Source organism: Mycobacterium sp. B14F4, assembly GCF_039871645.1.
Lineage (GTDB): Bacteria > Actinomycetota > Actinomycetes > Mycobacteriales > Mycobacteriaceae > Mycobacterium.
The window spans coordinates 179,991-196,755 of sequence record NZ_JBDPMF010000006.1 but is presented as its reverse complement, the minus strand read 5'-3'; the positions used below and the strand labels follow the sequence as shown (position 1 = coordinate 196,755).

At 67.0% G+C, this 16,765-nt stretch carries 19 protein-coding genes; 11 read left to right on the top strand and 8 right to left on the bottom strand.

Translation table 11 applies throughout. From position 1 onward, the window contains the following. Positions 1-26: 26 nt before the first annotated feature. The 10 genes from ABGB19_RS18430 (at position 27) to ABGB19_RS18385 (ending at position 9,290) form a co-directional block, all read left to right on the top strand. Positions 27-1,325: an NADH-ubiquinone oxidoreductase-F iron-sulfur binding region domain-containing protein gene (locus tag ABGB19_RS18430; RefSeq protein WP_347687414.1), complete on the top strand. Its 1,299-nt coding sequence runs from the start codon at positions 27-29 to the stop codon at positions 1,323-1,325. Then, positions 1,322-1,636, top strand: a complete 315-nt coding sequence (locus ABGB19_RS18425) for a ferredoxin (RefSeq protein ID WP_347687413.1) — start codon at positions 1,322-1,324, stop codon at positions 1,634-1,636. The genes ABGB19_RS18430 and ABGB19_RS18425 overlap by 4 nt, the downstream gene beginning before the upstream one ends. After that, entirely contained in the window at positions 1,633-3,288 is a 1,656-nt protein-coding gene (locus ABGB19_RS18420; RefSeq protein ID WP_347687412.1) for an OB-fold domain-containing protein, read from the top strand. The genes ABGB19_RS18425 and ABGB19_RS18420 overlap by 4 nt, the downstream gene beginning before the upstream one ends. Further along, positions 3,282-4,178, top strand: a complete 897-nt coding sequence (locus ABGB19_RS18415; RefSeq protein WP_347687542.1) for an alpha/beta fold hydrolase — start codon at positions 3,282-3,284, stop codon at positions 4,176-4,178. Before ABGB19_RS18420 ends, ABGB19_RS18415 begins: the two co-directional genes overlap by 7 nt. Then, complete coding sequence (locus ABGB19_RS18410; protein WP_347687411.1) at positions 4,178-4,996, top strand: NAD(P)-dependent oxidoreductase; 819 nt, start codon at positions 4,178-4,180, stop codon at positions 4,994-4,996. The genes ABGB19_RS18415 and ABGB19_RS18410 overlap by 1 nt, the downstream gene beginning before the upstream one ends. Next, complete coding sequence (locus ABGB19_RS18405; protein WP_347687410.1) at positions 4,993-5,784, top strand: NAD(P)-dependent oxidoreductase; 792 nt, start codon at positions 4,993-4,995, stop codon at positions 5,782-5,784. The genes ABGB19_RS18410 and ABGB19_RS18405 overlap by 4 nt, the downstream gene beginning before the upstream one ends. Before the next feature lie 114 nt (positions 5,785-5,898). Beyond that, the gene (locus tag ABGB19_RS18400; RefSeq protein ID WP_347687409.1) at positions 5,899-7,101 is read left to right on the top strand and encodes a cytochrome P450; all 1,203 of its coding nucleotides are present in this window, start codon (positions 5,899-5,901) and stop codon (positions 7,099-7,101) included. A gap of 28 nt (positions 7,102-7,129) precedes the next feature. Next, entirely contained in the window at positions 7,130-7,330 is a 201-nt protein-coding gene (locus ABGB19_RS18395; RefSeq protein ID WP_347687408.1) for a ferredoxin, read from the top strand. Next, the gene (locus ABGB19_RS18390; protein WP_347687407.1) at positions 7,327-8,532 is read left to right on the top strand and encodes a cytochrome P450; all 1,206 of its coding nucleotides are present in this window, start codon (positions 7,327-7,329) and stop codon (positions 8,530-8,532) included. Before ABGB19_RS18395 ends, ABGB19_RS18390 begins: the two co-directional genes overlap by 4 nt. Next, positions 8,532-9,290, top strand: a complete 759-nt coding sequence (locus ABGB19_RS18385; RefSeq protein WP_347687406.1) for an alpha/beta fold hydrolase — start codon at positions 8,532-8,534, stop codon at positions 9,288-9,290. The genes ABGB19_RS18390 and ABGB19_RS18385 overlap by 1 nt, the downstream gene beginning before the upstream one ends. A gap of 84 nt (positions 9,291-9,374) precedes the next feature. Here the strand turns inward: ABGB19_RS18385 and ABGB19_RS18380 are convergent, their stop codons facing one another. From ABGB19_RS18380 to ABGB19_RS18345, 8 genes are all read right to left on the bottom strand, one after another. Then, entirely contained in the window at positions 9,375-9,662 is a 288-nt protein-coding gene (locus ABGB19_RS18380; RefSeq protein ID WP_347687405.1) for a DUF1330 domain-containing protein, read from the bottom strand. A gap of 16 nt (positions 9,663-9,678) precedes the next feature. Next, complete coding sequence (locus ABGB19_RS18375; protein WP_347687404.1) at positions 9,679-9,870, bottom strand: ferredoxin; 192 nt, start codon at positions 9,868-9,870, stop codon at positions 9,679-9,681. Continuing rightward, a complete protein-coding gene (locus ABGB19_RS18370) occupies positions 9,867-11,165 on the bottom strand; it encodes a cytochrome P450 (RefSeq protein ID WP_347687403.1) in 1,299 nt (432 codons plus the stop codon). Before ABGB19_RS18370 ends, ABGB19_RS18375 begins: the two co-directional genes overlap by 4 nt. Positions 11,166-11,279: 114 nt before the next feature. Continuing rightward, complete coding sequence (locus tag ABGB19_RS18365) at positions 11,280-12,125, bottom strand: TauD/TfdA family dioxygenase (protein WP_347687402.1); 846 nt, start codon at positions 12,123-12,125, stop codon at positions 11,280-11,282. A 16-nt stretch (positions 12,126-12,141) separates the two neighbouring features. Next, complete coding sequence (locus tag ABGB19_RS18360) at positions 12,142-12,471, bottom strand: hypothetical protein (protein WP_347687401.1); 330 nt, start codon at positions 12,469-12,471, stop codon at positions 12,142-12,144. Between the two features lie 2 nt (positions 12,472-12,473). After that, the gene (locus ABGB19_RS18355; RefSeq protein ID WP_347687400.1) at positions 12,474-13,760 is read right to left on the bottom strand and encodes an aromatic ring-hydroxylating dioxygenase subunit alpha; all 1,287 of its coding nucleotides are present in this window, start codon (positions 13,758-13,760) and stop codon (positions 12,474-12,476) included. Between the two features lie 36 nt (positions 13,761-13,796). Further along, positions 13,797-14,540, bottom strand: coding sequence for an SDR family NAD(P)-dependent oxidoreductase (locus ABGB19_RS18350; RefSeq protein WP_347687399.1), 744 nt, complete (start codon positions 14,538-14,540; stop codon positions 13,797-13,799). 24 nt (positions 14,541-14,564) lie between these two features. Beyond that, positions 14,565-15,584, bottom strand: a complete 1,020-nt coding sequence (locus ABGB19_RS18345) for a ferredoxin--NADP reductase (RefSeq protein ID WP_347687398.1) — start codon at positions 15,582-15,584, stop codon at positions 14,565-14,567. A 156-nt stretch (positions 15,585-15,740) separates the two neighbouring features. Here ABGB19_RS18345 and ABGB19_RS18340 point away from each other — a divergent pair, with 156 nt between their 5' ends. Then, positions 15,741-16,760: a dihydrodipicolinate reductase gene (locus ABGB19_RS18340; protein ID WP_347687541.1), complete on the top strand. Its 1,020-nt coding sequence runs from the start codon at positions 15,741-15,743 to the stop codon at positions 16,758-16,760. Positions 16,761-16,765 lie beyond the last annotated feature (5 nt).

The following is a 16,765-nucleotide window of genomic DNA, read 5'->3' as shown; positions in this document are numbered from 1 at the left end:
CTATCCGCGGATCGCAAGGACCCCACATGACCTCCACCGCCACCGAACTCACCGTCGTTGCCTGGCCGGACTGCGCGCCGCGACTGTTGCGGCCGGCCGGGACCGGCCCGGAGGAGTACGCCGACTATGCGCAGGCCGGCGGCTACCGGGCGCTCACCGACGCCGAGTCGCTGGCCGAACAGGTCGACCTGTCCGGCCTGCTGGGCCGCGGCGGTGCGGCCTTCCCGATCGGCACCAAGCTGCGCACCGTGCGTGACGCACACCGACGGGGATCTGAGACGGTCGTCGTCGCGAACGGCGAAGAGGGCGAACCGGCGTCGATCAAGGACCGCTGGCTACTGCGCAACCGCCCGCATCTCGTTCTCGACGGCCTGCGCCTGGCCGCCGCCGTCGCCGGCGCGCGCCACGCCTACGTGTACGTCTCCGACGAGCAGGGTGCCGCTGCGGTGAGCACCGCACTGGGCCAGCTCCCGTCCGACACCTTCGACGGCACCGAGGTCGCCGTCGTCACCGTCGAACCGGGCTATGTCGCCGGTGAGGAAACCGCCGCGGTGCGGCGCATCAACGGCGGGCAGGCCAAGCCCACCGACAAGCCGCCACGTCCGTTCGAGGAAGGGGTGGCCGGCCTGCCGACGATGGTGAGCAACGTCGAGACGCTGGCCAACCTGCCGTTCATTCACGAGCACGGCGCACAGGCCTTCCGGTCGGTGGGCACGCCGATGTCACCGGGCACGTTCCTCGCCACCATCACCGGCGGTAACCGACCCGCGACGCTCTACGAGATGCCGCACGGCGCAAGCTTTTCCGACCTGCTGCAGGTACACGGGGTGGACAAGGAGTCGGTGACCGGCGCATTGATGGGCGGCTATTTCGCCGGGTTGCTCAACACAGACGTCCTCGACGCGAAGCTCGACCACGAATCGATCCGCCGCCTGGGCAGCGGCCTGGGTTGCGGGGCGATCTCGATCCTCACCGACGACTGCCCAGTCGCCGTCGCCGCGTCGGTGATGTCCTACTTCGACCGCGAGAACGCCGGCCAGTGCGGGAGCTGTTTCAACGGCACTGCCGCGATGGCGGCGGTGACCTCGGCGCTGCGCGACGGGCTCGCAACCGACGAGGACGTCACGCGGTTCGAGCGGTGGTCGGTGGTGCTGCGGGGCCGCGGAGCCTGCGGCACTCTCGACGGCGCCACCAACATCGCGGCGAGCCTGTTGCGCCAGTTCCCGCAAGCGGTGGCCCGCCATCTCGCCGACAACTGCGAAGCCTGCCGGACTGCGAAATTCGACGAGGTCCGGCCCTACGAAGTGGAGGCGGTGGGAGCGTGAGCGACGGCTTGAGGATCCGGCTGGATCGGACGCTGTGCGACGGCTTCGGCATCTGCGCCAAGCACGCGCCGGAGTACTTCTCCCTCGACGACTGGGGATACGCATCGCTCATCGGCGACGGCACGGTGCCGGAGAAGGATCGCGACGCGGTGATGCGCGCGCTGTTCGACTGTCCGGTGCACGCGATCATCTACATGGGCGAGCACCGGCCGTCCGACGACAACGCCGTCCACGAGCAGCCGCACGAGGCCCCGGAGCCCCAACCGACCACCGGCGACAACAGCGAGGCGATCTCGGGATTCGTTCGGTGACCCGACCGCTACCCGAACTGACGGTGCTCAACGAATTCTTCTGGACCGCGGGCGCCGACAATGTGCTGCGCATCCAGGAGTGCCTCGACTGCACCGCGCTGATCCACCCACCGCAGCCGGTGTGCCGGTACTGCCGCAGCCGCAACATGGGTGTGCGCGAGGTGTCCGGCAAGGCCACGCTGTCGGCGTTCACGGTCAACCACCGCTTCGGTTTCCCCGACCTGCCGCCACCGTACGTGGTGGCCCAGGTCGCCGTCGTCGAGGATCCACGAGTTCGGTTGACCACCAACATCGTCGACTGCGACCCCGACGAACTCGAGCTGGGTCAGCTGGTCGAGGTCACGTTCGAGAAGCTCGCCGATAAGGCCGGGGATGTCTGGCTGCCGGTCTTCCGGCCCGGCGCGGACGGCCAGACCGGTCCGCTGCCCGAGGACGAGATCGCACCGCAGGACTTCGGCAAGCACGTCAGCGCGCCGCTGACGACCGAGCGGTTCGAGGAACGCTCGGCGATCACCGGCATCGGCGTGTCGCGGCTGGGTCGGCGGCTGATGGTGCCGCCGCTGTCGCTGACGATCGAGGCTTGCGAAGCCGCGGTCGCCGACGCGGGACTGACCTTCGACGACATCGACGGGCTGTCCACCTACCCGGGGCTGGACATCGCCGGCATGGGCGAGGGCGGTGTCAGCGCACTCGAGGGGGCACTGGGCCTCCACCCGGCATGGATCAACGGCGGGATGGACACCTTCGGGCCGGGCGGGTCTGTCATCGCCGCGATGATGGCGATCGCGACCGGTATGGCCCGCCACGTGCTGTGTTTCCGCACATTGTGGGAGGCGACGTTCCAGCAGCTGATGAAGGAGGGCAAGGCTTCTCCGCCCGGTGGTGCCCGCACCTCCAGCTGGCAGATGCCGTTCGGCGCCATTTCGGCGGCCCATACGCTTGCATTGAACGCCCAGCGGCACTTCGACCGCTACGGCACCACGCGCGAGACCCTCGGCTGGATCGCCCTGAACCAGCGCGCGAACGCGGCGCTGAACCCGACGGCCATCTACCGCGATCCGATGAGCATGGACGACTACCTGGGCGCGCGGATGATCACCACACCGTTCGGCCTCTACGACTGCGACGTGCCGTGCGACGGCGCCGTCGCGGTGGTCGTCTCCGCCGTCGACGTCGCCAGGGACATGCCGCGCACACCCGTCCTCTTCGAGGCCGTCGGCACGCAGATCGTCGAACGCACCGACTGGGATCAGAGCACGCTCACCCACGAGCCTCAGGTGCTCGGGCAGGCAGCACACCTGTGGACTCGAACGTCGTTGCGGCCGAAGGACGTCGATGTCGCGGAGCTGTACGACGGCTTCTCCTTCAACTGCCTGTCGTGGCTGGAGGCGCTGGGCTTCTGCGGTATCGGCGAGGCCAAAGACTTTCTCGACGGCGGCAAGGCGATCGCCCGCGACGGCGTGATCCCGCTGAACACCCACGGCGGTCAGTTGTCGCACGGCCGCACCCACGGCATGGGCTTGATCCACGAGGCGGTCACCCAGTTGCGGGGCGAGGCCGGCGAGCGGCAGGTCCGCGACGCCCGCGTCGCCGTGGTGAGCAGCGGCGGGCTGACGCCGAGTGGGGCGATCCTGATGCGGACGGAATCGTGACGGTCAGCCCCCGCCCGCGTGTCGTCGTCGTCGACGGCGTGCCGATGTCGGGGCTGGTGGCAGCGCCCGACGACCCGACCGCCGTCGTCGTCGCCTTCCACGGAGGGGCAAGCACCGCAGCATATTTCGACTGTCCCGGGCATCCGCGGCTGTCACTGCTGCGAGCCGGTGCCGCGCTGGGGTTCACCGTCGTGGCACTGGACCGGCCGGGCTACGGCGGTTCGGCCCCGTACCCCGAGGCGATGGAGCGGCCCGAGCAACGCGTCGCGCTGGCGTACGGAGCAGTCGAGAAAGTGCTGGGCACCGGTCCACGCGGCGCCGGGGTGTTCCTGCTCGGCCACTCGGCGGGTTGCGAACTCGCCGTGCGGATGGCCGCCCACCAAAAGGCCGAACAGACAGGGGTTCTCGGGCTGGGCCTGGCCGGCACCGGCCTGAGGTACGCGGACTCGGCCGCCGAGATGATGAAGACGGCGACCGCGACGAAGCGCCCGGTGGGGCTGCGGGAACTGCTCTGGCAGCCTGCGCACCTGTACCCGCCCGAGGTGCTCTCCGGTGCGACGAACTCCTCGACCGGCGCCCAGTACGAGGCCGAGATGACCAAAACCTGGCCGCGGCAGGACTTCCCGCCCCTCGCAGCACAAGTCAGCGTGCCGGTGCAGTTCAGCGTGGCCGAGCATGAACGCGTGTGGCGATCCGATCCCGAAGCGCTGGCCGATATCGCCGCGCTGTTCACCGCTTCCCCACGGTTCGTGCTCAGCGAGCAGGCCGCCGCCGGCCACAATCTGTCGTTGTCGTTCAGCGCCGCGGCATACCACCTGAAGGTCTTGTCGTTCGTGGAGGAATGTGTAGTCGCGCGCGAGAGCGTCGACAGGAAAGTGGAGGCGGGTTGATGCGCGTCGGATTCATCGGATTGGGCAGCCAGGGCGGTCCCATGGCACGCCGGATCGCGGAAGGCGGCTTCGAGACGACACTGTGGGCTCGCCGCGAGGCCAGCCTGGAACCGTACAAGGACACCCCGGCCAAGACGGCGAGTTCACCGGCCGAGATGGCCGCCGCGAGCGATCTGGTCTGCATCTGCGTGGTGGGTGACGACGACGTCCGTGAGGTCCTGAACGGAGAATCGGGCGTGCTCGCCGGGTTGGCGCCCGGCGGCATCGTCGCCATCCACAGCACCGTGCATCCCGACACCTGCCGCGAGATCGCCGAAAGCGCTGCCAAGCAAGATGTCTCGGTCATCGACGCACCGGTCAGCGGCGGTGGACCCGCGGTCGAGGAGGGCAAGCTGCTGGTGATGGTCGGCGGCGAGGAGGAGGTCGTCGAGCGCTGCCGCCCGGTGTTCGCCACCTACGCCGACCCGGTCGTGCACCTCGGTCCGCTGGGCAGCGGTCAGGTCACCAAGATCCTCAACAACCTGCTCTTCACTGCCAACCTCGGCAGCGCGCTGAGCACGCTCGACTTGGGCGAGTCGCTCGGCATCCCCCGGGTCCGCCTCGCCGAGGTGCTCAACGGCGGGTCGGCGACCAGCAAGGCGCTCGGCAGCATCGCGATGTTCGGCGGCACCGTGGAAGCCCTCGCTCCGATCGCAGGGGCCTTGCTGCAGAAGGACGTTCGTCACGCTGCCAGCATCGCGTCGAACGCGTCGGCGCCGGAGGGCACGGTCTTCACCGTCGCCGACACCGCGCTGGAAGCGATGGACCACCCGCGGTGAGCAGCGTCGGGTTCGTCGGGGCGGGGCGGATGGGCGCCCCCATGGTGCGTCGCCTCGCCGAGTCCGGGCACGAGGTCAAGGCGCTCGGCAGGACCGACGACAAGCGCGCGGCCGTGCGGGAACTCGGCGCGCAACCCGTCGGGTCCGTGACCGAGGCGGCCGACGCCGACGTGGTGATCGTGTGCGTGTTCACCGACGAACAGGTTCAGCAGATCTGCCTGCACGACGGTCTGGTGGCGGCGATGCGCCCGGGCGCTTCGCTCGTCATCCACACGACCGGAAGCCCGGCCACCGTCAGGACCATCGCGGCGAAGTTCCCCCAGATCGACGTCGTCGACGCACCGGTCAGCGGCGGCCCGCACAACATCGCCGCGGGCGAGGTGACGCTGTTCGTCGGCGGCGCCGATGACGCGGTCGCACGGGTCCAGCCGGCTCTCGCCGCCTACGGTGACCCGATCCTGCACGTCGGACCGCTCGGCGCCGGGCAGGCCGTCAAGCTGATCAACAACGTGTTGTTCGCCGCGCAGATCGGGCTCCTGTCCGAGGCAGTCACGCTGGGCGCCTCGCTCGGTGTGGACGAGAGCAAGCTGCTGGCCTCGGTCACCCACGGCAGCGGGGCCAGTCGCGTCGGCGAGTTCATCGCCGGCCGCGGCTCGGTGCGGGGGTTCGTCGGCGAAGTCGGCGAGTTCATCGGCAAGGACGTCGCGGTGGTCCGCACGATCGCCGCCGAACTGGGCACCGATCTGGGGCTGCTCGACGACGTCATCAACGCCGGAATCCGGCCATGACAACTGGCGATTCCGCTTACTCGGAGCGTCTCTGTGAGGCATACTAAGGGCGTTACACAAATGGAGTTTCGCGTAACGGACGCGGTCGCCAGCCCAGGCGCGAAAGAGGAGATCATGACCAAGCCCAAACTGGTGTTCAACCACGTTTCGCAGGAGTACTTCGACAATCCGTACGAGATCTACAGGCGGATGCGCGACGAAGCGCCGATCTACTACGACGAGGAACAGGATTTCTACGCCCTGACCCGGCACGCGGACGTCGCAGCAGCCCTCAGGGATCACGATTCCTTCTCGTCGAGTCGTGGGTGCGACCTGGCCATGGTCCGGTCGCCGGAGGCACCACAGAAGTCGATCATCTTCATGGATCCGCCTGACCACCGCCACATGCGCAGCCTGCTCAACAAGGCCTTCACGCCCCGGGCGATCCAGTCGCAGCGCGAGACCATCACCGAACTCGTCGAGCACTACCTGTCCAAGGTCAATCCCGACGGATTCGACGTGGTGCAGGACTTCTCCGGTCCGTTCCCGGTCGAGGTGATCACCCGGATGGCCGGGGTGCCCGAGGAGTTCCGCCAGCAGGTCCGGCATTGGATCGACAAGGGCCTCGAGCGCAAGCCGGGGCAAATCAATCTGAGCGACGAGAACATGCAGGCCAACATCGACTCGGGTGTCTACTACTACGGCCTCGTCCAGGAACGCCGCCAGAATCCGCAAGACGACATGATCAGCCGGCTGATCGCCGCACAGATCCCCGGCGAAAACGGCGAGATGCGCACTCTCGACGACATCGAGATCACCGGTTTCTTGGCGCTTCTCGGTGGCGCCGGCGCAGAGACGGTCACCAAACTCGTCGGTAGCGCGGTGGTCGAGTTCGCCCGCCACCCGGAGCAATGGCAGTTGCTGCTCGACGACCGCAGCAGGGTACCGGACGCGGTCGAGGAGTTGTTGCGCTACGTCGGCCCGGTCCAATACAACGTCCGCTACACCTTGAAGGACGCCGAACTGCCCAGCGGCACCGTGCCCGCCGGCAAGCCGGTATTCCTGTTGCAGGCCGCCGCCAACCGGGATCCGCGAGCATTCGACAACGCCGAGACGTTCGACATCACTCGAAACAAGACCCAGTCGCAGAACCTGGGCCTCGGCTACGGCATCCACAGCTGCCTCGGCGCCGCGTTGGCCCGCCTCGAAACCACGATCGCCCTCGAGCACCTCCTCGACTTCATGCCGCGCTACGAGGTCGATTTCGATGGTCTGCACCGCGTCACGATGCAGAACGTGGCCGGTTACCACAACGTCCCGGTGAGGGTGCTGAAGTGACCCAGCGAGAAGCGGAGGGTGGTTACGCATGACTCAGAAGATCGTCGTCGACTTCGGACTCTGCGAGAGCAACGGGGTCTGCATGGGCATCATCCCCGAGGTGTTCGACCTCGACGAACAGGACTACCTGCATGTGCTGCAGGAAGAAGTGACCCCGGAGAACGAGCAGCAGGTGCGGGAAGCCGTGCGCCAGTGCCCGCGGCAGGCGATCTCCATCGAAGACGCATGACGGCGGCGGATCTCGTCTTCGATCCGTTCTCGGAGGAGTTCTTCAACGGCCCCTGGGAGATCTACCGGCGCATGCGCGAGGAAGCGCCGGTCTACTACAACCCCGAACACGACTTCTACGCGTTGTCGCGGCACGAGGACGTGGCCGCGGCGTACAAGGACTTCGAAACCTATTCGTCAGCATACGGTCTGGATCTGGCGACGGTGCGCTCGGACGAACCGATGCCGGCCAAGATGATCATCCTCATGGACCCGCCCGAGCACCGCCACATGCGCAGCCTGGTCAACAAGGTGTTCACGCCGCGGGCCATCGAGGCGATGAGGCCGATGGTGACCGAGACCATCGACCGCTACATCACCAAAGCCGATCCGGCTCGATTCGACGTCGTCGCCGACTTCTCCGCGTTCTTCCCCGTCGAAGTGATCACCCAGATGCTCGGCGTGCCAGAGGAATACCGGCAGCAGGTCCGCGAATGGGTGGACACCTCGCTGCATCGCGAGCCGGGTCAGATCGAGATGTCCGAAGAGGGTATGCAGGCCATCGCCGAAGCGATGGGGCTGTACTACCAGTTGATCCAGGAGCGCCGGGCCGACCCGCAGGAAGACATGTTCAGCCGCCTGGTCGCCGCCGAGATCACGCGCGAGGACGGTCAGAAGGAGTCCCTTGACGATTTCGAGATCGCCGGTTTCGCAACCCTTCTCGGAGGTGCCGGCGCCGAGACCGTAACCAAGCTGGTCGGCAATGCCGCGGTGACGTTCGCGCGCAATCCAGACGAGTGGCAGAAGCTCCTCGACGACCGCGGCAAGATCCCCGCCGCGGTCGAGGAGCTACTGCGTTACGAGCCACCGGTGCACTACAACGTGCGCCGGTCGATGCGCGACGTCCAATTGCACGGAGTCACCATCCCCGAGGGCAAACCCGTGTTCTTGTTGCAGGCTTCGGCGCACCGTGATCCCGAGGCCTTCACCGACCCGGACACGTTCGACATCGACCGCAACCGCACCGAAGCCCAGAACCTCGGCTTCGGTTATGGGGTGCACAGCTGTCTCGGGGCGGCGCTTGCGCGGATGGAGACGGCGATCGCGCTGGAACGGTTGCTCGACCTGATACCGCGCTACGAGGTCATCTGGGACGAGTGCGAACGGGTGGCCATGCAGAACGTCGCGGGCTGGTCGCACGTGCCGGTCCGTGTGATGAACTGATGCGTTTCGTCCTCGTGCACGGCGGTTTTCACGCCGCCTGGTGCTGGGAGCGCACGATCATCGAGTTGCAGGCGATGGGCCACGACGCGGTGGCCGTCGACCTTCCCGGGCACGGTGGCCGCGTCGGCGAGGAGTCGACGCTGGCCAACCGCCGCGACGCGATCGTCGCGGCGCTGCGGCCTGGCAGCGTGCTCGTCGGGCATTCCGGCGGCGGTTTCGACGCCACCCTGGCCGCCGACGCCCGGCCGGATCTGGTGAGTCATATCGCGTATCTGGCCGCCGCGCTGCCACGGGAAGGCCGCACCTATCCCGAAGCGATGGCGATGCGCGATTCCGAAGACGGCGAGTTCGACGCCGACGTCGGAGAGATGTTGAGCTATCTGAAGTTCGACGACGACGGCGCGATGTGGTTCGCCGACTTCGACGGCGCGTGGCAGTACTTCTACCACGACTGCGACGAGGCCACCGCGCGCTGGGCGTTCGAGCGTCTCGGCCCGGAACGGTTCGGCGACACCACGGTCACACCGGTATCGGTGCCCGCCTTCTGGGCCGCCGATCTCCCCCGCAGCTTCATCCGCTGTCTGCAAGACCGGTCGATGCCACGCTGGCTGGCCGACACCGTGACGCGCCGCCTGGGCGTCGATCAGCTCACGATCGACGCGTCACACTCGCCGTTCCTAAGTCGCCCGCGGGAGTTGGCCGAATTGCTCGTCCACGCCACCACGACAGCACCCACCGGCCCGCTGGTAGCCGACTAACTTTCCGCGAGCGCGCGTGTTTGCACACGACCCGCCGTGAATTTCTAGCGCTTTGCGCACGTTCGCGGCGGGCGAGCGTGTGAACTACCCCAGGCCGTGGAGGATGACCCCGTTGCACTCGGCGGCGGCCTGCCGCAGCTTCGCGGCCTCCTGGTAGGCGTCGGAGTTGTACCACTCGCGGGCGGCCTCTTCGGACTCGAACTCCAGCAGCACCGTCTGCGTGCCGTGCCACTGGCCCTCGAGCACCTCGGGCTTCTGGTCGAACGACAGCAACGTGGACCCGCCCATCGCCTTACTCGCGAGCTTGCCGTACTCGGCCATCCCGGCCGGATCCTTCACGTCCTCGGTGATGAGGATATAAGCCTTGGGCACTGATTCTCCTTGACAGTCAGTCGATCTCGCGGATCGCTTGTTCGGGACAGTTCTGGATCGCGTCTCGGGCGGCGTCCTCGAGACCGGCCGGCACCTCTTCCGGGTCGGCGACGGCCCAGCCGTCGTCAGTCATCTCGAACACCTCGGGGCACAGCGTCAGGCACATGCCGTGCCCGGCGCAGCGGTCCTCGTCGACGGTGACCTTCATCGGGCCTCACCGGGAACCACGTCGAACTCCAGGTGCAGCTCGGTCAGGCCGCGCAGGATGTAGGTCGGAATGTAGTTGTACCGACGCTCGCCGGCCGGGCCGTGATGCTTCTCGCTGATCCGGATGTCGGTGGTGCGGTCCAGCAGCCGCTCCAACCCGACCCGCGTCTCGGCACGCGCCAGCGGAGCACCGGGGCAGCTGTGGATGCCGCGTCCGAACGCGAGATGCTGCCGGGCGTTCTTGCGTTCCGGATCGAACGTATCGGGATCGTTGAAGCGGCGCGGATCGCGGTTGGCCGCCCCGTTGATGACCATCACCGTGCAACCCGCGCCCAGCGTCTGCTCGCCGATGGTGGTGGGCACCCGCGACAACCGGAAGTCGCCCTTGACCGGGCTCTCGATGCGCAGGCACTCCTCGATGAAGTTCGGCAGCAGGCTGCGGTCCTCGCGCAGCTTGCGCTGTATCTCGGGATGGTCGCCCATCACCTTCAGCGCGGTCGACAGCAGTCGAACCGTCGTCTCCTGCCCTGCGGAGAACACGTTGGTGGCCACCCGCACGACGTCGCCCACCTCGGGCATCGTGCCGTCCGGAAAGGTCGCCGTCGCGAGCCCGGTGAGAACGTCGTCGCGAGGCTCGCGGCGCCGGTCCTCGATGTAGTCGGCGAACACCTCGTAGAGGTACTCCAGCGGCGTCTTGGTGAGCGTCTTCTCGGCGTTGCCGAGCCCGCCGCCGTGGGTGCCCCGCGCGAGCCGCTCGAGCAGCTCCGGGCGGTCCTCGTCGGGCACACCGAGCAGATCGGCGATCACGCGCAACGTGAACGGGCCGGCGAACCCTTTGATGAACTCGCCCTCCCCCGGCGCCAGGTACTCGTCGAGGATGTCGTCGGCCAGTTGCCACATCGCGTCCTCGTTCTCCTTGAGGCGCTTGGGTGTGATCAGCCGCATCAGCAGGGCGCGATGGTTGGTGTGCGTCGGCGGGTCCAGCGTCGGCAACTGGTCGCTGAACGGGATCTCGTCGCGGTGCTCGACGATCAGGTCCGTGAGATCCTCGTCCTGCCGCCCCTCGAGCGGCACGGGAAACCCGGGGAACGGACCGGTCACCGAGATGCACGACGAGAACGAGTCGGCGTCGTTGTAGACGTCGACGGCCTCCTGCCAGCCGGTCACCATCGTCACGCCGTAGTGGTCCTCACGGCTGACCGGGCACTTGTTGCGAAGTGCCTCGTAGAACGGGTACGGGTCGTCGGTCAGACGACCGTCCCGGAAGAAGTCGACCGAGGTGAGGTCCTCCGTCATGCGAGCTCCGTTTCGACGATCTCAGAACATGAGAACGGGATTCTCATATCGGGGTATCAGATTTCCATAGTGCGACGTCCGCGTCAACGAGAGCGCTATGCACCTGCTCAGCAACTACTGGATTGGCTCGTCGCCGAGCACCGTGGTGCGCAGCATCTCGCGCGGTGAGTCCGGGTCGTACGGCGCCGCGCGATGGAGCACCCCGCGGTTGTCCCAGATGACCGTGTCGCCGACCGACCAGCTGTGGCTGTACACCTTGTCGCCGTCGGTCGCGCGCTCGAGCAGGTCCGCCAGCAGCGCCCTGCCCTCCTCGAGGTTCATCCCGACGACGTAGTCCGCCGAAGCGCCCAGCACCAGCGACCTGCGCCCGCTGCGATGGGTCCACACCAGCGGGTGCTCGTGCGTCGGGCGCGACCGCCAGCGCGCCACCGTCTCCGGCGACGGATCCGGATGGACCCGGCGCTGCGATGCCTCGAGCGAGTGCACGACGCGCAGCGGAGCCAGCCGTTCCTTCTCCTCGTCATCCAGAACGTCATAGGCGCCGTAGGAACTGGCGAATTCCGTCTCGCCACCTCGCTCGGCCACCTGTAGCGCCGACAGGATCGTCGCCTTCTGCGGGTACTCGTCGTTGGTCGGCGTGCAGCCGTCGATGTGCCAGTCGAACGTCGCGCGCAGGTACGCCGCCGACGAGTTCTTGGACTTGTCGAGCGTGACCGGGTATATCCCCGCAACGGGGTGGTGCCCGTCCGAGGAGTGGTCGACCTCGCCGAGACGCCGGCAGAACTCCACCTGTGCCTGCGGTTCGAGGTGCAGAGCCGGAAACACCAGTACGCCATTGTCTTCCAGCGCATCGAGGACGGCGGCGCCCAGCGCATCGTCGGCGCCCAGCTGCTCAGAATCGAGGCCGACCACCTCCGCACCGACCGAGGCGGTGAGCTTGTTGATCGTCAGCAGACTCATGGTGTCTTCCTGTTCGTCATGGCACCGGCGCGCTGACGCGGTGCATTTCGGCGTCCGCGGAGTCGGCGGGTTTTTGGGTGCCGAAGATTTCGACGGCCATCGAGACCATGATCATCGAGTAGATGAGGTGCAGCAGGTTCAGCGCGTCGTCGGGCACGTCGTCGAGCGGGAATTTGTCGCAGTAGTCGATGGCTTCCTCGAAGCGAGGCGAGAACGCGTCGTAGAACTCCCGGATCTCCGGCATGGGCGTGTTCAGCCGTGTTTCCCACCGTTCGGCTTCGGTTGCCAGACACCACTTCTCGGCGAACGGCTCGAACTCGGCGAAGGCACTCGGCAGTCGCGTCATAATCACACCCCCACCGCGTGATTTTTTCTCGCCTCCGGCTCGGTGCCGCGCTCGGCCTTGTACTCCTCGACCCAGTCGACGGACACCTTGTGCAGGTGGCGGACCAGGATCTCCTGGTCGGAGAGCGGGTAGTGGTCGACGACGTCGTACTCCAGCGCCGCCTGCGTTCCGCCGAGCATGCCGGCGTCCTGCAGGGCGAACTCCTTGAGCACGACCGACGCCACCTCGTGCTCGATGCGCTCGCGCACGGTGCGGGCCGGGTGGAAAGCGTTGTACGCCTCGAACTTGTGGGTGTTGTGCGATGTCGGCCAGTACCGGTAGAGCAGGTACCAGCCGTGATAGATGAGGATCTCCAGGTTCGGGAAGATCTGGAAATTGGTGATTCCCCACGGTTCGATGCCGCCCGGATTCAGACCGGCCGACTGGTGGGTCTCCGGTGTCCGCCACGGCCCCACGAGTCCGCTGCGCGTGATCCGTTCGACGGGATACATGAACTCCGGGTCGAGAAGCCACCGCCGGGTGCCCGCGGTGGACACCAGTCGGTGCGGACCGTCGATCTGGAAGTGTCCGCACTCGAACGTCGCATTGGGCTGGCGCACCGCGCTGGGAACCTGCTGCGAATGCAGCGACGGCACGTGGTAGTACTCCTGGAACGCGTCGGCGAAGATCTTCCAGTTGCTGTTGTTCTGTGCTTCGAATTCGTAGCGCTCGGTCATCATCTCGAACGGATAGTCGTCGAGCGCGGTGATCATGGGGCCGAGGAATTCGCGCAGGCTCCACCGCGGTTCAGGATCGAAATTGATGAAGATGAAGCCGTTCCAGATATCGCAGTTCACCGGCTTCAGGCCATAGCGCGAACTGTCCAGACCGAAGAACTCGCCCTCCTGTTGAATGAATGTCAGATCGCCCTTCAGGTCGTAGCGCCACCCGTGGTACTTGCAGGTGAACTGGCGGCAGGTGCCCTTGACCTCTTCGTTGGGATAGTCGTTCCAGACCAGCTTGTTCCCGCGGTGCCGGCAGACGTTGTAGAAGGCCCGGATCTGTTGATCCTTGCCCCTCACAACGATCACCGAGGTCTTGGCGGCGTCGATCTCCTTGGTGAAGTAACTGCCGACGCGCGGCACGTCCTCGATCCGGCCGACGTTCAGCCACGCCCGCTTGAAGACCGCCTCGCGCTCGAGTTCGTAGAACTCCGGCGAAATCGAGTCGCGAAACGAGATCGGCCCGGTACCCAGATCCGGGTAGTGCTCGGTCCAGCTTCCCTCTACCGGCTTAGGCCACTTCCCCATGCGAACCTCCCTGTCGTCGAATCTTGTTGCACGTCATCACATCACCGACCCACCGTTCACTCCGAGCGTCTGACCGGTGATGAACCCGGCCTCCTCGGAGCAGAGGAAGCCGACCGCCGCGGCGATATCGTCGCCAGTGCCGAGATGACCGAGCGGGACGCTCGCGGCCATCTGCTCGTTGGACGGCAGGTGCCCGGCAGCCTGTCCCGCGTGCTGCATCGGCGTCTCGATCGCCGACGGCGGAATGTTGTTCACGGTGATGCCCGTCGGCCCGTACTCGCGAGCCAACGACTTGGTCAAAGACAGCAAGGCGCCCTTCGACGCGGCGTAGTGCGCCATCCCCGGTGAACCGCGCTGAGCGCTCGACGACGAGATCATCACGATGCGCCCCCAACCGGCTTCCAGCATGTCCGGCACCGCGACCTGACAGCAGTGGAAAGTGCCCGTGAGGTTCACGTCGATCAGCCGCTGCCAGGCCTGCACGCTGATCTCGGTGAACGGTGCGAAGTCCACCGCGCCCGCGCTCGTCACCAGGACGTGCACCGGCCCCAGCTCGGTGCGCACCTTGGCGAAGGCGTCCTCGACCGCCGAGCGGTCGCTGACGTCCGCGGCCACTCCGAGAGCAGTGATTCCCTCGGCGCGCAGTTCCTCGGCGACCCGTTGGGCGGCCTCGCCGTTGAGGTCGAGGACCGCGACCTTGTGCCCGCGCCTGCCGAGCTCATGGCACGTCGCCTCGCCCATCCCGGAAGCTCCGCCCGTCACCACCGCGACCCGCGTCATCGACTCCGCCTCATCCGTGCACCCCTACTCGTAGACCACGTGGACTGTTCGGCTCGTCGGAAGGGACTGACACGTGAGCACCCAACCTTCGGCCACTTCGTCGTCGTCGAGCGCATCGTTGTTGAGCATTCGGGCGCTGCCCGACTCGATGCGTGCCATACATGTTCCGCACGAACCGGTTTCGCAGGACGATGGCGCGCGCAGGCCGGCGATCCGCGCCGTCTGCAGCAGCGTGTTGCCCGCCCGGTAGGACGCGGTGACCCTCTTGCGGTCCAATTCGATGACCACCTCTTCGGTCTGCTCCGCGGCGTCTACGGCGTCGCTGGGCACCGGCGCGACCTGGAACCGCTCGAGGTGCAGTCGCTCGCGGGGCACTCCGGCGTCGACGAGCGTCTCCTCGACGGTGTCCATGAAGGGGCCGGGACCGCAGATGTAGTAGTCGACGTCGCGGCCGGCGTCGATGAACGCCTCGACCGCCGCGCGCCCTACGACGCCGGACTCCTCGTCGAAGTGGTGCGCCACTGCCAATCTGTTTGGGTTGGCGGCAGCGAGCGCGCCGAGCGACTCACCGAAGATCACCGAGTCGCGGCTTCGGTTGGCGTAGAACAGGTCAAGGCGCCGATCGGTACTCACCAATGCGGAACCGATCAGCGAGAAGATGGGGGTGATGCCGCTGCCGCCGGCGAATGCGACGATGTCGCGCTCGGCCTCACGCAGGACGAAGCGGCCCTCAGGTGGTGCGGCGTCTATCTCGTCGCCTGCCGCCGCGGTGTCGTTGAGGTAGTTCGAGACCAGCCCGCCGGGGTCACGCTTGACGGTGATCTGCAGTTCCCCGCCATTGTGCGGCGACGACGACATCGAGTAGCAGCGCCGGTGGTCATCGCCGGCGACGTTGACGCGCAGGGTCAGGAACTGGCCCGCCTGGTAGCGGAAGAGATGCGTCCTGTCGGGAGGCACGTCGAGCACCAGCGATACCGCGTCACTGGTTTCACGCACCACCCGCTTGATGCGCAGTGGCGCGAAGTCAACGGCATGGTCCGACATCACCACAAGAGTATCAAGTACTTGTGATTGGTATCAAGTAGGCGGATTCGGCGCGACGGCTCCGCCCTGCATGGTCGAATATTCGGCGTGGAGGACGCGACGACCCGGCGGCGCCATCGCGTCATCGCATGGGGCACCGGCGCGGTGGGCAGCGAGATGCTCACCGCGATCATTGACCACCCCGCCGGCTTCGAGATCGTCGGCGCGCGTGTCTATTCCGCCGACAAGGACGGGGCCGACGTGGGCGTGCTGGTCGGGCGGGAACCGATCGGCGTGGCGGCGACGACGGACGTCGACCGCGTGCTGGCCCTCGATGCCGACTGTGTGCTCTACACCCCGCGCAACACCGACGTCGACGAGGTGTGCGCGATCCTCGCCAGCGGAAAGAACGTCGTCACGACCGCGTTCCTGTTCCACCCGGACCGCGCCGCGCCCGCGGACCGCGAACGCCTGCTCGACGCCTGCCGGGGCGGAAACGCCACGGTGCACGGCAGCGGCCTGAACCCCGGCAACCTGTCCGGCGTGCTGCCGCTGGCGCTGTCGGGGATGAGCCGCACCATCGACAAGATCACGCTGCAGGAGCGCGCGGACTGGTCGGTGTACGACAGCACCGCCATCACGTTCGACAACATGGCGTTCGGACAACCCGTCGAGGCCATCAGACCCACCGGAACCGACTTTCTGGCGTTCAACAGCGCGATCTTCAGCGAACAGGTCTGGCTGATCGCCGACGCGCTCAATGCCGGCATCGACGAGGTCACCGCCACGGTGGACGCCGTCGCGGCCCAATCGGACCATCAAATCTTCGACCGGGTTCTGCACGCGGGAACCACTGCGGGCCAACGGTGGAACTGGTCGGGACGGCGCAACGGCGAGACGCTGGTCGAGATCGAGACCTTGTGGACTGTCGGGAACGAGTATCCGAAACACTGGCCGCGGCCCCAGCACGGTTGGACGCTGACCATCGAGGGTGACCCGTCGATGCGGACCCACTTCTTCTCCCTGGCCAGCTTCACCCGCGACGCCGGCATGGCGGAGCATGTGCGATCGGCCAACGTCGCCACCGCGATGCAGGTCCTCAACGCGGTGCCCGCCGTCTGCGCCGCGCCCGCCGGTTTCGCGACGACGGCGACCCTGCCCCTGATCCGCAGTCGGATCGGGTTCGGCAACAGCTGATCCGG

Bases quoted from the DNA above. Each gene is read 5' to 3' on its own strand.
- ABGB19_RS18370 (WP_347687403.1), bottom strand. From the start codon at position 11,165: ATGACGGAGGACCTCACCTCGGTCGACTTCTTCCGGGACGGTCGTCTG.
- ABGB19_RS18350 (WP_347687399.1), bottom strand. From the start codon at position 14,540: ATGACGCGGGTCGCGGTGGTGACGGGCGGAGCTTCCGGGATGGGCGAG.
- ABGB19_RS18410 (WP_347687411.1), top strand. From the start codon at position 4,178: ATGCGCGTCGGATTCATCGGATTGGGCAGCCAGGGCGGTCCCATGGCA.
- ABGB19_RS18340 (WP_347687541.1), top strand. From the start codon at position 15,741: ATGCTCACCGCGATCATTGACCACCCCGCCGGCTTCGAGATCGTCGGC.
- ABGB19_RS18345 (WP_347687398.1), bottom strand. From the start codon at position 15,584: ATGTCGGACCATGCCGTTGACTTCGCGCCACTGCGCATCAAGCGGGTG.
- ABGB19_RS18355 (WP_347687400.1), bottom strand. From the start codon at position 13,760: ATGGGGAAGTGGCCTAAGCCGGTAGAGGGAAGCTGGACCGAGCACTAC.
- ABGB19_RS18375 (WP_347687404.1), bottom strand. From the start codon at position 9,870: ATGAAGGTCACCGTCGACGAGGACCGCTGCGCCGGGCACGGCATGTGC.
- ABGB19_RS18395 (WP_347687408.1), top strand. From the start codon at position 7,130: ATGACTCAGAAGATCGTCGTCGACTTCGGACTCTGCGAGAGCAACGGG.
- ABGB19_RS18400 (WP_347687409.1), top strand. From the start codon at position 5,899: ATGACCAAGCCCAAACTGGTGTTCAACCACGTTTCGCAGGAGTACTTC.
- ABGB19_RS18365 (WP_347687402.1), bottom strand. From the start codon at position 12,125: ATGAGTCTGCTGACGATCAACAAGCTCACCGCCTCGGTCGGTGCGGAG.
- ABGB19_RS18360 (WP_347687401.1), bottom strand. From the start codon at position 12,471: ATGACGCGACTGCCGAGTGCCTTCGCCGAGTTCGAGCCGTTCGCCGAG.
- ABGB19_RS18390 (WP_347687407.1), top strand. From the start codon at position 7,327: ATGACGGCGGCGGATCTCGTCTTCGATCCGTTCTCGGAGGAGTTCTTC.
- ABGB19_RS18385 (WP_347687406.1), top strand. From the start codon at position 8,532: ATGCGTTTCGTCCTCGTGCACGGCGGTTTTCACGCCGCCTGGTGCTGG.
- ABGB19_RS18430 (WP_347687414.1), top strand. From the start codon at position 27: ATGACCTCCACCGCCACCGAACTCACCGTCGTTGCCTGGCCGGACTGC.